Genomic DNA, 15,780 nt, shown 5'->3' with positions numbered 1-15,780 from the left:
AAAGATGAGAACAAATGATTTTTACAATATTATCGAGCTTGTAAAAAGAGATGTTTTAGATAGTGAAAATGAGTATCTGAAACTCTTAAAAGTCATTGGAAATAACCAAAGATACGACTTTTTAAGTCAACTTAGTATCTATGATAAAAATCCCAATGCAACTGCTTGTGCAAGCTTTGATATGTGGAGGGAAAGATTTAATCGCACCGTTATGCGAGGACAAAAGGGTATTCCAATCCTAAGTGAAACCTATCCATTTCAAAAGGTTGGATATATCTTTGATATTAGTCAGACAGTATCTATGGATAGAGGCGTAAATGAGGTAAAACTATGGGCGTTTGATAGAGAAAAACATGAAGAAGCACTAAAGGATATGATTGAACTACAAGGATATGACTCAAGTGAAAGCCTATTGGAGAATCTATATTCCCTTAGCAGAATATACGCGGATGAAAGCATATATGAGCTTGCGAATAATCTGAGGATTGCTGATGAAGATAGAAACTCATTTGTAAATTTTATGAGAAATTCTATTAGCTTTGCAATTTCAAATAGATTTAACCTGGATTATCCTATTCCAATGGATAACTTACAAGAAAATTTCAAGTACTTAGATAGAATTTCTTTAATGAGTGTTGGTAACTGTATTTCCAATGCTTGTAGTAATATTATTGAAGCTACAATGGTAAGAACAAAAAGTTTATCTGTCAATCAAGACCTGACAAAGAGTATAGGTGCCGATTATAATATAGATAACGAAAAAAATAGTTTAGGAGGGATAAAAAATGTTATTCGATCAAATGACCAAAGAGATGATGACACAAGAAACCGAATTCTTGGAAATGGAGAATACGGACGGGATAATTTCAAAAATCAAGGAGAAGACCTTGAACAATCTGGAAAACGAGAAGAGCTTCATGGAGGAATTTCCAAATCCGACTTACGCAGTGATGAGACTGGACTTTCTTACAGAAACGAGCGAGGAGAAACACTATCAGATACTAATCGACCTTTACAAGGAGAAGAAATTACTAATGCATCTAATGGAAGTTCAAAAGAGAGCCATAGACTTTATGAGAAAAGAGAAGCCGAAGATGATGGAAGCTTGGAAAATAACGGACGAGAATCATCCAGAGTACAAGGCGATGATTTCAGCCCTAAAAGAGATGGTGATAAAGGAAATAGTGGAAGCTTAGAAAATAGCATTGAAAAAACGAACGAGGGAGCAGAAAATGCTTCCTTTTTCTATTCTAAAGAAGATCCATATAACCTAATGACTGATGAAATGCTTGAGCGTGTTCCTGAACTTTATGAACAGAAAAAAACAAACCTTGCCGAAAAAGAAGTTCATGCAGCATATATTATTCCATTTAGAAGTAACTGGACTTGGTATATGACAGAGTATGATAGAGAAAGTGGCGATGCCTTTGGGCTTGTTTTAGGAATAGAGCCTGAATGGGGATATTTTAATATCAATGAGCTTAAAGAACTAAATGCTCAAAGACTAATTTTAGAGGATTTTCCAAAAACTTTTAGAGAACTTAAATACACAGAACTTAAAAAACAGATGGATGAACAAGAGCTTCAGATGGTTTTTAATGGTGAACTTAGCTTTGAAGATGATGTAATTCATAAAGAAATTAACAACGAAGTTATAGAGGGATTTGAAGAAAAATTAAGTCATAATTTTGCCGAAGAAGTCGGAGCTATAATGGAAGAGTACGAGGTATCAAGAGATATTGCAATCAGTAGACTTACCACAAGCAAATTAGAAGAAGCACTTCAAGGCACAAATATTAAGCTAAGCGATTTTAATTCTGAACAGTTAGAAGAGATTATGAGTGCCATTAAAGAATATGACTTTTATGGAAATGAGATTACAGAAATTGCAAATCCAAAGCTTCCTGTTTGGAAGATGGAACAGTTAAAATGGCTGATTGATGACTGGAACAAAGATACAAACGGTGTTACATCAGAAAAGATAAAGTATCTAAAAGACCTAGATATTGAACTTGCAAAATTCAATGTACTAAAAGGTTATCTAATAAATGATGAAGTAAGCATAAGTCAAATTGAAGAATTTAAGGACAATATCGACTTTGTTACGATGAGCGAGTTTGTTGATAGCCTTAAAGAATATTCATATAACAATCAAAATGAAAAAGTGGCAATTAAGGTGGGTAACGAATTTATCATTGCAAGTAAAAAAGACAGCTTTGCCATCAGCCTTGAAGAGACTGGAAGAAAAGTAGAAGTTGATGGATTGGAATATTCACTTAATCGAGGAGTAGATTTTAAGGAAAGCACAAAGGTTGATACTTTGATTGATAGTGGAAAATATGAATCATATAAGATTGCTGATTATGTTGTAGAAGTCAGTCAAGTTGAAGCAAAACAAGAGACACTTTTTGATTACCTTAACTCAGAAGAAGATAAAGAAAAATCATTAGACTTGTCTGTTGGGAAAACGGTCTACATGGATCATGAGGCATATAAGATTGATGATGAAGTGAGCTTTAATGAGATTCTAAAAAAGAATGATTTAAGACTTGCTCCTCTAAGAAATGGTAATCATATGATGCCTATAGTAAGTTTTGCAGATGATAAAGAGTTATTAGAAAAGATTAGCTTTGATAGACCTAAGCTACTTGTTGGAGACGAAGTTCACTATAAAGATAAAGACTACACTATAACTCGCTTTGACGAGATGGGTGCTGGTCTTAAGACTGTTACAATAAAAGATAATGTTGAGTATCTTGGAGGAATGATTACGGGTTCAGAAGTTATTCCGTATAGATTAGAAAGTGATTTAGAAAGACTTTTTGGACTTGAGGAAAAGAAACAAGAGAAAGTATCAAACTTTAGAATTAAAGAAGATATTCTCCCTGATAAACTTGCTCCAAGTGAAAGGTTAAACAATAATCTTGAAGCAATCTCTATGCTTAACAGAGTGGAGAGCGGAGAACGAGAGCTTGATATTACAGCTCAGGAAGTTTTAGCAAAATATGTAGGTTGGGGTGGACTTGCTGATGTCTTTGATGAAAGTAAAGAAGGACAGTGGAAAGAAGCAAGAGCTTTCTTAAAAGAAAATCTAACACCTTTTGAATATGAAACTGCAAGAGAATCTACCTTAACAGCCTTTTATACACCGAAAGTTGTAATAGACGGAGTATATAGTACGCTTTCAGAAATGGGATTTAAGAATGGAAATATCTTAGAACCATCGATGGGCGTAGGTAATTTTATCGGTAATCTTCCAGATGAAATGAGCAAGTCAAAGTTTTATGGAGTTGAGCTTGATTCTGTTAGTGGTAGAATTGCAAAACTTCTTTATCCTGAAAGTGATGTGCAAGTGAAAGGCTTTGAAGAGACCAGTTTTTCAAATAATTTCTTTGATGTAGCAATCGGAAATGTACCTTTCGGAGAATTTAAGGTAAATGACAGAGACTACAATCGTAATAACTTTCTTATTCACGATTATTTCTTTGCTAAATCCATTGATAAGGTGAGAAATGGTGGTGTTATAGCCTTCATCACATCATCTGGAACAATGGACAAGAAAGACGAAAGTATCCGTAAATATATAAATGCAAGAGCAGAGTTTTTAGGTGCAATAAGACTTCCAAACGATACTTTTAAGGGTGTTGCCGGAACTGAGGTGACAAGCGATATTATTTTCCTGAAGAAAAGAGATAGTGTACTTGAGCGTGACGATGACTGGGTTCATTTAGCAGAAGATGAAAATGGCTTAACTTACAATAAATACTTTGTAGACCATCCTGAACAAGTATTAGGTTCTATGCGTGAAGTTAGTGGTAGATTTGGAAAGACTTTAACTTGTGAGCCGATAGCCTTTTTAGGACAAGAGAATAATATGGAGTCTCTTAAAGACCGTATTGAAATAGCAGGTGAGAGAATATCAAAAGATGCGAAGTATGAAGAGATAGAGCTACTAGATGATGAAGTAACCTCAATACCCGCAACCGATGATGTAAAAAACTTCTCTTATACCTTGATTGATGATGAGGTATATTACAGAGAAAATTCACTTTTCATTAAGAGAGAAGTATCAGACAAAAACAAGGAAAAGATTAAGAATTATCTCGAATTAAATGACGCACTAAAGGATGTGATATACAAGCAAAAAGAAGACTTTAGTGAAGCTGAAATCAAAGAATCTCAGGATAAATTAAACGCTGTTTATGATAACTTTTCTAAGAAACATGGTTTTGTTAATAATTTAAGTAACACCAGAGCTTTAAGAGAGGATAGTAACTTCCCACTGGTATCTTCTATCGAGATACTTGATGAAGAAGAAAACTTCAAGGCAAAAGGCGATATTTTTTCTAAACGAACTATCACAAAAGCGAAAGTTATTGACCATGTAGATAATTCACTTGAAGCATTGGTACTATCTATTTCACAAAAAGGTTATGTAGATTTTGATTACATGACAAATCTTACGGATAAGGATAGAAACACTCTTATAGAAGAACTTAGAGGAGAAATCTTTTTAAACATTAGGGAAGAGAATGTTAGTTTTAATCAGAAGCTTTCTTTTGACTTGGAAGATGGTGATTTACCATTTGCTTGTAGCGAAGAGACTAACTCCTTTAAGTATACCTATGTAACGAAAGATGAATACTTAAGTGGCAACATTAGAGAAAAGATTGAAATTGTAGATAGTTATATCAATAGGTTGCGACAAGCAGAACGAATGCTTCCAGAAGAAAGTGAAAACGAAAGGGAAACACTTGTAAATGAACTAAGCAGACTGGAATATCAAAAAGCAGAACTTCAAAGAGTAATGCCAAAGGAACTTGAAGCAAGTGAAATCAATGTAAGGCTTGGTGCAACATGGATTCCACCTAAGGATATTGAAAGATTCATATTTGAAACATTAAAGACCCCAGGATATGCAAGATGGGATATTAAAGTTAAATTTTCACATTTAACCAGTGAATGGAATGTTGAGGGAAAGAGCAAAGATAGAGGAAATGACCTTGCTGAAATGACCTATGGAACAAGTAGAGTGAGTGCCTACAAGCTGGTTGAAGATGCTCTAAACCTAAAAGAAACAAAAGTCTTTGACCAATTAGTAAATCCAGATGGTTCAAAGACTTCGGTACTAAATAAAAAAGAAACCATGCTTGCAGGACAGAAACAAGAGCTTATCAAGGAAGAGTTTAAGAACTGGATATTTAACGATGTAGATAGAAGAACAAGACTTGTTAAAGTATATAACGAGAGATTTAATTCTATTCGTAATCGTGAGTATGACGGTTCTAACTTAAGCTTTGATGGAATGAGTACAGATATTACACTTCGTAATCATCAAAAAAATGCTATTGCAAGAATTTTATATGGTGGCAACAGCTTACTTGCCCATGTAGTAGGAGCCGGCAAAACCTTTGAAATGGTAGCAAGCTCTATGGAAGCAAAAAAACTTGGAATGTGTACTAAGTCCTTATTTGTAGTTCCTAATCACTTAACAGGACAAATTGGTAGAGAGTTTATGCAGCTATATCCGTCAGCAAATATTATGGTTGCTGATAAAAAAGACTTTGAACCGAAAAACAGAAAGAGATTTATTGGAAAGATTGCCACAGGCGAATACGATGCTGTCATTATTGGTCATAGTCAGTTTGAAAAAATTCCAATGTCTAAGGAATATCAACAAAAGCACATTCAAGACCAAATCGATGAGATTATCAATTATGTAGAAGAGTATAAGCATGACAGAAATCAAAACTTTACAGTAAAGGAACTTCAAAAGACGAGAAAAAAATTAGAAGCAAGACTTGAAAAATTAAACGATGATTTTAAGAAAGATGATGTTATTACTTTTGAAGAGCTAGGAGTAGATAAGCTGATCGTTGATGAGGCACATAACTATAAGAACCTATATCTTTATACAAAAATGAGAAATGTTGCAGGTATCGGACAATCTGAAGCTTTTAAGTCCTCAGATATGTTTATGAAATGCCGATACATGGATGAAATGACTGGTGGAAAAGGAATTGTCTTTGCGACAGGCACTCCAGTATCAAACTCAATGACAGAGCTTTATACTATGCAAAGATATTTACAGTACGACACTTTGAAAAAGAATGGACTAGAGCATTTTGATTCCTGGGCTTCAACTTTTGGAGAAACACAATCTGCTTTTGAATTATCTCCTGAGGGGACAGGCTACAGAGTAAAAACAAGATTTTCAAAATTCTATAACCTACCTGAGCTTATGAGTATGTTTAAGGAAGTAGCGGATATTCAAACTGCAGATATGCTCAATCTTCCTGTTCCAGAAGCTCATTTTAAAGTCATTAAAACTGAACCAAGTGAAGAGCAAAAAGAAATACTAAAGAGCTTGTCTGAAAGGGCTGATAAGGTGCGTAATAAGTCTGTAGAGCCTGAAGAAGATAATATGCTTAAGATTACTAATGATGGTAAGAAACTTGCATTAGATCAGCGTTTAATCAATCCATTACTTCCAGATGATGAAAACTCAAAGGTGAATGTATGTGTTAAAAATGTATTTTCTATTTGGGATAAGACAAAAGAAGAAAAATCAACACAACTTCTATTTTCAGATATGTCTACACCAAAAGGTGATGGTAGTTTTAATATCTATGATGACGTTAGAGGTAAACTTGTAGATTTAGGAATACCAAAGGAAGAAATTGCTTTTATCCATGAAGCCAATACCGATAAGCAAAAAGATGAACTCTTTGCAAAGGTAAGAAAAGGCGAAGTTCGTATCTTAATGGGTTCAACGCAGAAGATGGGTGCTGGTACAAATGTGCAAAATAAACTAATTGCAATGCATGATTTAGACGTACCATGGAGACCTGCTGACCTTGAACAGAGAAGTGGTAGAATTGTTCGTCAAGGTAATGAAAACAAGGAAGTTAGTATCTATCGTTATGTTACGGAGAATACACTTGATTCGTACCTTTGGCAGACAATAGAGAATAAGCAAAAATTTATTTCACAGATTATGACTTCAAAGACACCTGTTCGTGTGGCGGAAGATGTGGACGAAAGCTCCCTTAACTATGCTGAGATTAAGGCACTTGCTACTGGTGATCCAAAGATAAAAGAAAAGATGGATTTGGATAATGAAGTCACGAAACTTAAAATGCTTGAAGCAAACTATAAGTCCAATCGATATAGATTAGAGGATAAGGTTGCAAAGACATATCCTGAAGAAATAGCAAGGACTGAAAATCTAATTGAAGCAGTGAAAAAGGATATAGAAAATGCCCAGCCACAAGGAAGTGGTGAAAATAAATTCACCTCTATCACGATTAATGGCGAGATAATTCAAGATAAAAAGATAGCTGGAGAAAAGCTCTTAGAAGCGATTAAAGGTGTAAAAATTAATGAAAGTAAGGTTATAGGACAGTACCGAAATATGGACTTAGAGGTAAGTTATAACTTCTTTACAAATGAGCATAATTTCACTTTAAAAGGGGCTACAAACCATTCAGGAGAACTAGGTACAAGTGCAGATGGTAATATCACAAGACTTGATAATGCTATTGATAAAATGCCAGAAAGGTTAAATCGTCTTGAAGAAAAACTCATTAGCACAAAGGAACAACTGGAAAATGCAAAAGAAGAATTAACAAAGCCTTTTGAAAAAGCAGATGAGCTAAAGACAAAAGTATTAAGACTTGCAGAATTAAACAAGCTACTTGATATGGGAGAAGTAGAAGAAAAAGAAAATCCTAATCCATTACTTGAAGATGTAAAAAGGGCTATTGTAGATTTTTGCAAAAGGGAATATGAAGATGATAGTTATACCTATGAAAATTTTAATAATCTCTTTCCTGACCTTGCTCATATTGGAATTGCATATACTACTACACCAGATGAAAAGCATGAAATTCAATATGAAATTAGCTTAGAAGACTTTACAGCTACTCAATATATCAATGGAGAACCAGTTACAAAGATTGATTATCTCAAAGACCTTGGAAGTGAAGAAAAGGCATTGGAATTTCTAAAACAAGAAATGGAATATGGAGACTTTGGAGAGTTTGTATCTATTGATGATAATGACCTTAAAAAAGCATTAGGTCTTGAAAGAGATGACAATGGTAATATCTATGATCCGCTTGCAAAAGATTTGGACAATGATGGTGTGCCAGATAGATACGATAATGACTTTAGAGATAGTGACTATTTTGAAACTACTTATGATGTAGAGGATAATATTCACACAAGGGCAGAAAGTAAAGAAAATGTATCTGAAAAGCCGTCTATCTTAGGGCAAATTAAGTCATATCAGTCACAAGAAAAACAAGCAGAAACACGAGAAAATAAATCAAAAGAGCATGATGAACGTTAAGGGGCTTATTACAAGCTCCTTTTTACTTTTGTAGAAACTATGGAGGTATATTATGAACTACAAAGAAATGAGAAATACACTAGAACAAATGGCAAACGAAAATCACGAAGATTTTGCAAAGGCACTAATTAGTTTTGAGAAAGGAATCAATGATAAAGATGCCTTGGACAAGTTATACCAGGAGTATATGGATAATGACAGCATGAGCTTACTTAATGATGAGTTTGATTATTTGATTGATGAACTTAGAGAAAATGGACAGATTAAAGAAAGTGCAGCAATCGAAAAAGAAGATAATAATCTGGTGAATATTGTTGGGAATGTCGTAGGTGAGATTGAAACAATTGAAAGAGAAAACAAAAATGGAGAAGCCTTTGAAGTAGTTAATTTCTCGGTTGTGTCAAAAGATGATGAGGGAAATAAGACTTATACAAATTGTTCGGCTTATGGAGATAAGGGAGATATTCCAAAGTATTTTAAGCAAGGTGACTTTGTAAAGATTTTTGGTCAAGTAAGAACATCCATTGACGATAATGGAAAAGAGCATACTAATGTTAGAATCCTATCGTCCAAGCTTCTTAAAGCAAAGGAACAGATGAAGAACCAAGGAGAAAAGAAAGAATCTGTACTTGGGGCAATAAAAAAATATAAAGCTGAGGAAAAAGCAAAACCAATGGAGAAGAAAGAAGCTTCAAAGGAAACTGAGAGATAAGAGATGTCGGTGTGGTCTTCGGACTGCACCGATTATTTTTTTATGAAAATTAGCTCTGGAATAGATTTTTCATGGCTGGTATAATAAAAGGTAATAGTTTTTGAAGTAGGTGGTTAACATGGAGTTAAATACTTTTTTTGATTTTTGCTCTGGAATTGGTGGAGGAAGATTAGGGTTAGAAAGATGTGGATTAACTTGTGTGGGATCTTCTGATACAAGTAGACTTGCGAATAGAACATATAATTTATTATTTGATGATAAAACTGATGTTAATTATGGTAATTTAAAAAGAATAGATTGTAACGCCATTCCAGATTTTGATGTTATGATTGCTGGATTTCCATGTCAAACATTCTCTGTTATCGGTAGGCAAGAAGGTACAAAGGATCCAAGAGGTCAGATAATATATCACCTTATTGATATTTTGAAAAAGAAGAAACCAAAGGTGTTTATTTTTGAGAATGTAAAAGGATTGGTGACACACGATAAAGGTAAAACATTTAATGATATTATTTCTACTTTATCTAAATCAGGATACTCAATTTACCATAAAGTGTTGAATAGTATTGATTATGGAGTTCCACATATGAGACAAAGAATTTATATAATAGGATTTGAAAATTCTTTGGGAATAACGAACTTTACTTGGCCGGATGAAAAAGAGCGAGTTCAAATTGATTCATACTTTAATCCAACTGACAATTATATGTCGGAAGAGGATTATGATTGGTTTTCATTAAGGTATCTGAATAACGAAAAAAATATTGGCAAATTTAAAATACAAGAAATACTTGAGATGAATAATGTTGTAGTAGACACTAGAATGTCTGATTTGCGTTTATATCATAATAGAATGCCAACCTTAAGAGCACATAGAGACGGTATTTATTATGTTAGAGATAAAAAAATATACTATCTAAAAGGTGAGGAAGCATTGAGATTTCAAGGGTTTGATGATTGCTTTATTAAAAAAGTGTCTGGCAAGGTAAGTAATCGTCATTTGCTTCAACAAGCAGGAAATGCAATGACAGCCAATGTGGTTCAAAGCATTGGAAAAGCTATTTTAGATAGATTGGAGGAGGTATAAAAATGAGTTGGAGAAATTTTGAAGAAGAGTGTACAGCATATTTAAATGAAAAATATGGAATTAAATTTGAACAACAAGGAGAATCTGATTCAACTGTGAGCGATATACTTTATCATGGGAAAGATAAAGCTTTCTATATAGAAGCAAAAATGCCAAATGCTCAATGCGGTCAATTTGTACTATTGCCAGATTTAAAAAATGGTGTATTCAAGTATTCTACTAAAAATAAGACAAGTGAAAATGAATACACTAGAATGATAGTTAATTTTATGGATAGCAATTTTGATGAATTTTGTAATTCTGGGACAGCGGGTTCGGATATTAATATGCCAAAATCAGTATTCTATAATTGGATAATTAACTATTACAAAGAAAAAGGTGCAGAATTTTTTATAACAAAAGATAGAGGGGAGTTTTTGGTATTTCCAATAGATCAATTTCCAAATTATTTTGATGTAACAGCGAAGTATAGGGAAAAGAAGAGTGGTTCATCTAGCTTAAATAATTCCAATAAATCTGATTTTGAATATGCAATGAGCATTGCAGGGATAGATTTTAGTTTTAGTGGATTAGATATTATTTCTGATAGCCATTTAGATGGAATAAAGGTTAATGGGAATAAGTATGACTATCTTCTTAGAGAAAACGGAAGTAATTATAAAGTTAGAAAATTATCTAACACTAGAAATGCAAATGTAATATTTTCAATAGAATTAATGGACTATGATATTGAACAACAAAAAAAGGATCTTATTCAATTTGAAAATGCAATTAGCAAATAAGGAGTTACCCGTCAGGGTACTCCTTTTTAAATGTTATATATTTAGTCAATGATAGTTTGTACGTGTGTATATATCTCTTGCCAATAGGAAGTGAATATAATTGAAACGAGTCCATAATTTGATTTTTTCCACTCTTAGAAAAACATTTTAAAAGCTGCTCACAAATATCTTTATTAAATTCTGAGTCTATTGATGAAGATATGGGAGATTCAATTAAAGCTCTGTCCAATTTTTTAAGCCTGGAAATAGTGTCTGTAGCGACTTTAGGTGAACTACCATTTTGAATCAACCAAGTTTTAAATATAGCTGTATTCATGACTCAATGCTTCTCCCATATTTTTAGTAATATATTGTAAAACATTAACCACAACTGAATTGCCAAATTGCTTATATGCTTGACTTGATGATGGATGAATTAAATATGAATCAGGATACCCCATAATACGAGCACATTCACGAGGATGCAACTTCCTTGTTTTACCGTTTATTAAATAACCACCTGTTTTAGAGAATACACCACCACCATATGCAGATAGAGTAATTGCAATTCCTTTAGGACTGTAAATTCTTTCACCTTGCCCACCTTTTCCAACTGTTCCAATTCTTATTGTCTTATTTAAATTTTCTTTGATTTCTGTATCTTTTAATACCATATCAGATCTATTTATTATAAGATTGGATACATCTTCATCAGGTAATAATAAATCTTCTACAAATGTAGAAAGCTTAAAAGGTTTTGGGAAAGTGAAGTTCTTAATGTTCAAATCCTTTCTAAAGCAAACCATGTATATACGTTCTCTCTTTTGAGGTATTCCGAAGTCAAGAGAATTTAAAACATCAGAGTAGAAGTCATAGCCTAAATCTACCATCGTATTTCTAACAACTTTTAATGTATTCCCATTGTCATGAGATGCAAAATTTTTAACATTTTCCATGAAAACAACTTTTGGATTTTTAGCTTTTACAATTCTAGCCACATCAAAAAATAAAGTTCCTCGGCTATCTTCAAAACCTTTCTGTTTTCCACTAATTGAAAAAGCTTGGCAAGGGAAACCTGCACACAGAATATCATGATCTGGCACACTATTTTCGTCAACGAGTGTAATATCACCTTCGGGTTTATCTCCAAAATTCATTTGATATACTTCCTGTGCATATTTATCCCATTCATTGGAGTAAACACACTTTGCACCAAAAGACTCTAGTGCAAGTCTAAATCCTCCTAGTCCAGCAAATAAATCTATAAATTTTAAACCTGTAAGATTTTTGTTTTTTACATCAATCATAAGAACCTCCTTTTGATAGCGCACTGCGCATTTTTATTTTATACCATTATACAGCTTGTGTCAACAGAATAGTATATAAATTTGAACTAAAGTATGATATAATAAACTATAAGCTATGAAATTGAATGATATCGAGGAGTTTATAATGAAATTTAGCTATAAAAAATTATGGAAATTATTGATTGATAGAGATATAAAACACAAAGACTTAATTGATAAAACAGGGATTAGTAGAAGTACATTTTATAAGTTAAAGAAAGATGAAAATGTAACTACAGATGTGTTAATAAAAATATGTGAGTTTCTACAATGTGATATATCAGATATTATGGAGTGCATTGAAGAGAAATGAAAAATAAGGGAAAAAGAAGGTAAGTTTATGGTTAACGAAAAATGCCATGTGTTTACACCGACTTATATTGTAAAAAAAATGCTTGATGAAGTCGGTTATACAGTTGATTTATATGGAAAGAAATTCTTAGAAAATTCTTGCGGGGATGGACAAATTTTATGTGAGGCAATAAAGAGATATATTGAAGATTGTAAGAAATGTTGCATTGCTGATGATGATATTATAGATGGGCTTAAACGTGATTTTTTTGCTGTAGAGTATGACAAGATAAATTTTGAAAATTGTAAAAAAAACCTTGACATAGTTGCTAAATCATACGGATTAAATGATGTTGAGTGGAATATTGTAAACGATGATTTTTTATCTTTAGAAATAAAATCATCATTTGATTTCATAGTTGGTAATCCTCCTTACATATCTTATACAAATATTGATGAAGAAAATCGAAGATTTATTAGACAAAATTTTGCTTCATGTAAAAAGGGGAAATTTGATTATTGTTATCCTTTTATAGAAATGAGCTTAAAATATTTAGGTAAAAACGGTAAAATGGCATATTTAATACCTACTAATATTTTTAAAAATGTATTTGCTAAAGATTTGAGAAATATTTTATTAGATAAAATAACAAAAATATTTGACTATACGACAGAAAAAATATTTAAGAATGTACTTACTTCATCATCTATAATTGTTTGTGAATCTGCAAATAAATATTCTAATATCAAGTATTACGACATAAGCAACAAAAAAACATTGTTTATAGATAAAAGAAATTTAAACGATAAGTGGATTTTTAATAATGATTGTAATGATGGGGGAGTTTTGTTTTCGGATTGCTTTCTGGCGGCTACAAGTGTCGCTACTTTATTAAATGAAGCATTTGTAATTAAGAATTACGAGGAAGAAGATGAATATTTCTTGGTTGACAATATTCTTATTGAGAAAGAACTCGTTAAGATAGCTGCAAGTCCTAGGTCACTAAGTAGGAATGTAGACGAATTAATAATTTTCCCCTATAAATTTGGAAATGCAGGATTAATAAAAATCGAAACAGATACTATGGATAGACAGTATCCTGGAATCATAAAACACCTTGAAAAGTTTAGAGATAAATTGGAGTCTAGAGATTCAGATAAATCAAGTAAGTGGTTTGAATATGGTCGTTCGCAGGCTATAGATAATTTAAATCAGCGAAAGTTATTGATGTCATTCATTGTCACAAATAGAGTTAATGTTTATGAACTAGACGAAAATACTATACCGTACTCTGGAATATATATTGTACCTAAAACTAATTTGGATTTATCTTTAGCTAAGGAAATACTTGAAAGTAACGAGTTTTATGAGTATGTAAAAAGAATAGGGATTTACGTAAGTGGGTCTTCTTTAAGAATAACAGCAAATGATATAAAAAATTTTGATATTAGCAAATGGAGGATAAGATGAGTTTACAAGATGAAATAATTGAACGTTCAAGTAAAATATTTAGAGATGCCTATCAAATGTCTATCGGAGAACTAATAAATATATATAGAGATGGAGAAATGGACATACATCCAGAATTTCAAAGGGTATTTAGATGGAGTGAATCTCAGAAAACAAGATTGATAGAATCAATAATGTTAAATATCCCTATACCATCTATTTTTGTAAGTCAAAATGATGAAGGGGTATGGGATGTAATTGATGGTGTTCAGCGATTATCTACAATTTTTCAATTTGTAGGGATATTTAAAGATGAAAATAATAAAGAAATAGAACCATTAGTACTACAGAAGACAGATTATTTACCTTCATTCGATGGCATGATGTGGAACAATCCTAGTAATCCAGAAAAATCATTTACAAAGGAGCAACAACTAGCTTTTAAAAGAGCAAGAATTGATGTGATAATTGTAAAGAAGGAAAGTGATCCAAATACGAAGTACGAGCTTTTCCAAAGATTGAACACAGGCGGGTCAAAGTTATCGGATCAAGAAGTTAGAAATTGTTTGATGATAATGACAAATAGAGATTTCTATGTATTTTTGGATAAATTGTCAAAAAATAATGACTTTAATGAGTGTGTAACTATAACGGATAGAAAGGAAGATGAACAATTTAAGTTAGAATTGATTTTACGCCTTCTAATTGCAGTTAAAATGAATTTGGATGATACATCAAATTACAATGATCTTGGAGAATTATTGGATAGAGAAACTATTAAAATTCTTGAAACGATTAAGGAAGAAGACTATGAAATTATAGAAGATAGATTTAACAGAACTTTTAAGCTATTAAACGAATTATTAGGAGAAGATTCATTTAAAAAATATACTGAGGATAAACATAAGGGAGCATTTTTAGTATCGGCATTTCAAGGAATTGCATCAGGCATTTACATGAATATTGATTATATAGAAAAAAATGAATCAGAGACTTTGGTAGATCTAATCAGAGAGTTTTATGATACTGATATGTATATTGAAAGCACAAAAAAAGGAGCAAGAGCTGTACCACGATTTAAAGATTTAACACTTTTAGGAAAAGAGTTTTTCGGAAATGAAGATTAAAGATTTAACTAGTTTAGAAGAGAAAATAGATGATGAATTGGCATGGAGAAAAAAAGAACTAACATCAATAAAAGTTGATGTTGAGTCATCTAAAACGAAAGAAAAAAGTGAACAATCTAGGGCTATAAGAACAGGTATAGCTATGTTATATGCACATTGGGAAGGTGCTGTAAAGTCAATAGCGGAATATTATTTGGTATATGTCGCAGGGTTGAATTTAAAATATGGAGAACTAAAGAACAATTTTTTAGCTATTACAATGAAGCATTCATTAGTTGAATTTGAAGACACAAAAAAAGCATCTATTCATAATAAATTGATAGATGAAATTTATGCAAAAAAAGAAGAATGTTCTCGTATTCCATGCAAAAATATAATTAAAACAGATAGTAATCTTAAAATGGATATATTTAAGGAAATTACTGCCACAATAGGTATAGATTATGATCCATATATGCTCAAAAAAATGCTGGTTGATCAGAGATTATTGGGAAATAGAAATAAAATAGCACACGGAGAGAGGTTAGAGATGCTGGATGGAATTTCAAATGCAAATGATTATATAGATCTCCATGAAACTATTGTTGAACTAATAAACAATTTTGCACAAAACATTAAAGAGGCAGCTAGAAATGAAGAATATAGAATTTAAT

Annotated in this window: 9 protein-coding genes; 8 read left to right on the top strand and 1 reads right to left on the bottom strand. The window is 32.2% G+C overall.

Annotated elements, in window-relative coordinates; translation table 11 throughout:
* The first annotated feature begins 4 nt into the window (after window positions 1–4).
* The 4 genes from IBJ83_RS02070 (at window position 5) to IBJ83_RS02055 (ending at window position 10,934) form a co-directional block, all read left to right on the top strand.
* On the top strand, window positions 5–8,353 hold the full coding sequence (locus IBJ83_RS02070) for a helicase-related protein (protein ID WP_231698838.1): 8,349 nt from the start codon (window positions 5–7) through the stop codon (window positions 8,351–8,353).
* Between the two features lie 52 nt (window positions 8,354–8,405).
* Window positions 8,406–9,065, top strand: a complete 660-nt coding sequence (locus tag IBJ83_RS02065; protein WP_070496680.1) for a single-stranded DNA-binding protein — start codon at window positions 8,406–8,408, stop codon at window positions 9,063–9,065.
* A 118-nt stretch (window positions 9,066–9,183) separates the two neighbouring features.
* A complete protein-coding gene (dcm, locus tag IBJ83_RS02060) occupies window positions 9,184–10,152 on the top strand; it encodes a DNA (cytosine-5-)-methyltransferase (protein ID WP_201275143.1) in 969 nt (322 codons plus the stop codon).
* Window positions 10,153–10,154: 2 nt separating this feature from the next.
* Complete coding sequence (locus IBJ83_RS02055) at window positions 10,155–10,934, top strand: PDDEXK family nuclease (RefSeq protein WP_070496684.1); 780 nt, start codon at window positions 10,155–10,157, stop codon at window positions 10,932–10,934.
* 296 nt (window positions 10,935–11,230) lie between these two features.
* Here IBJ83_RS02055 and IBJ83_RS02050 read toward each other — a convergent pair whose 3' ends face one another.
* Entirely contained in the window at window positions 11,231–12,220 is a 990-nt protein-coding gene (locus IBJ83_RS02050) for a DNA cytosine methyltransferase (protein ID WP_201275142.1), read from the bottom strand.
* A gap of 145 nt (window positions 12,221–12,365) precedes the next feature.
* Between IBJ83_RS02050 and IBJ83_RS02045 the strand changes: the two genes are divergently transcribed.
* From IBJ83_RS02045 to IBJ83_RS02030, 4 genes are read left to right on the top strand one after another with little or no spacing between them, the layout of a single operon-like run.
* On the top strand, window positions 12,366–12,572 hold the full coding sequence (locus IBJ83_RS02045) for a helix-turn-helix domain-containing protein (RefSeq protein WP_070496688.1): 207 nt from the start codon (window positions 12,366–12,368) through the stop codon (window positions 12,570–12,572).
* Window positions 12,573–12,599: 27 nt separating this feature from the next.
* Window positions 12,600–14,021, top strand: coding sequence for an Eco57I restriction-modification methylase domain-containing protein (locus IBJ83_RS02040; protein WP_070496689.1), 1,422 nt, complete (start codon window positions 12,600–12,602; stop codon window positions 14,019–14,021).
* On the top strand, window positions 14,018–15,127 hold the full coding sequence (locus IBJ83_RS02035; protein WP_201275141.1) for a DUF262 domain-containing protein: 1,110 nt from the start codon (window positions 14,018–14,020) through the stop codon (window positions 15,125–15,127). The genes IBJ83_RS02040 and IBJ83_RS02035 overlap by 4 nt, the downstream gene beginning before the upstream one ends.
* Window positions 15,117–15,779: an MAE_28990/MAE_18760 family HEPN-like nuclease gene (locus IBJ83_RS02030; RefSeq protein ID WP_201275140.1), complete on the top strand. Its 663-nt coding sequence runs from the start codon at window positions 15,117–15,119 to the stop codon at window positions 15,777–15,779. The genes IBJ83_RS02035 and IBJ83_RS02030 overlap by 11 nt, the downstream gene beginning before the upstream one ends.
* Window position 15,780 lies beyond the last annotated feature (1 nt).

This window comes from Parvimonas parva (genome assembly GCF_016552165.1).
GTDB lineage: Bacteria > Bacillota > Clostridia > Tissierellales > Peptoniphilaceae > Parvimonas > Parvimonas parva.
This window is presented reverse-complemented; position numbering and strand designations above follow the sequence as displayed.

Bases quoted from the DNA above. Each gene is read 5' to 3' on its own strand.
- IBJ83_RS02070 (WP_231698838.1), top strand. From the start codon at position 5: ATGAGAACAAATGATTTTTACAATATTATCGAGCTTGTAAAAAGAGAT.
- IBJ83_RS02065 (WP_070496680.1), top strand. From the start codon at position 8,406: ATGAACTACAAAGAAATGAGAAATACACTAGAACAAATGGCAAACGAA.
- dcm (WP_201275143.1), top strand. From the start codon at position 9,184: ATGGAGTTAAATACTTTTTTTGATTTTTGCTCTGGAATTGGTGGAGGA.
- IBJ83_RS02055 (WP_070496684.1), top strand. From the start codon at position 10,155: ATGAGTTGGAGAAATTTTGAAGAAGAGTGTACAGCATATTTAAATGAA.
- IBJ83_RS02050 (WP_201275142.1), bottom strand. From the start codon at position 12,220: ATGATTGATGTAAAAAACAAAAATCTTACAGGTTTAAAATTTATAGAT.
- IBJ83_RS02045 (WP_070496688.1), top strand. From the start codon at position 12,366: ATGAAATTTAGCTATAAAAAATTATGGAAATTATTGATTGATAGAGAT.
- IBJ83_RS02040 (WP_070496689.1), top strand. From the start codon at position 12,600: ATGGTTAACGAAAAATGCCATGTGTTTACACCGACTTATATTGTAAAA.
- IBJ83_RS02035 (WP_201275141.1), top strand. From the start codon at position 14,018: ATGAGTTTACAAGATGAAATAATTGAACGTTCAAGTAAAATATTTAGA.
- IBJ83_RS02030 (WP_201275140.1), top strand. From the start codon at position 15,117: ATGAAGATTAAAGATTTAACTAGTTTAGAAGAGAAAATAGATGATGAA.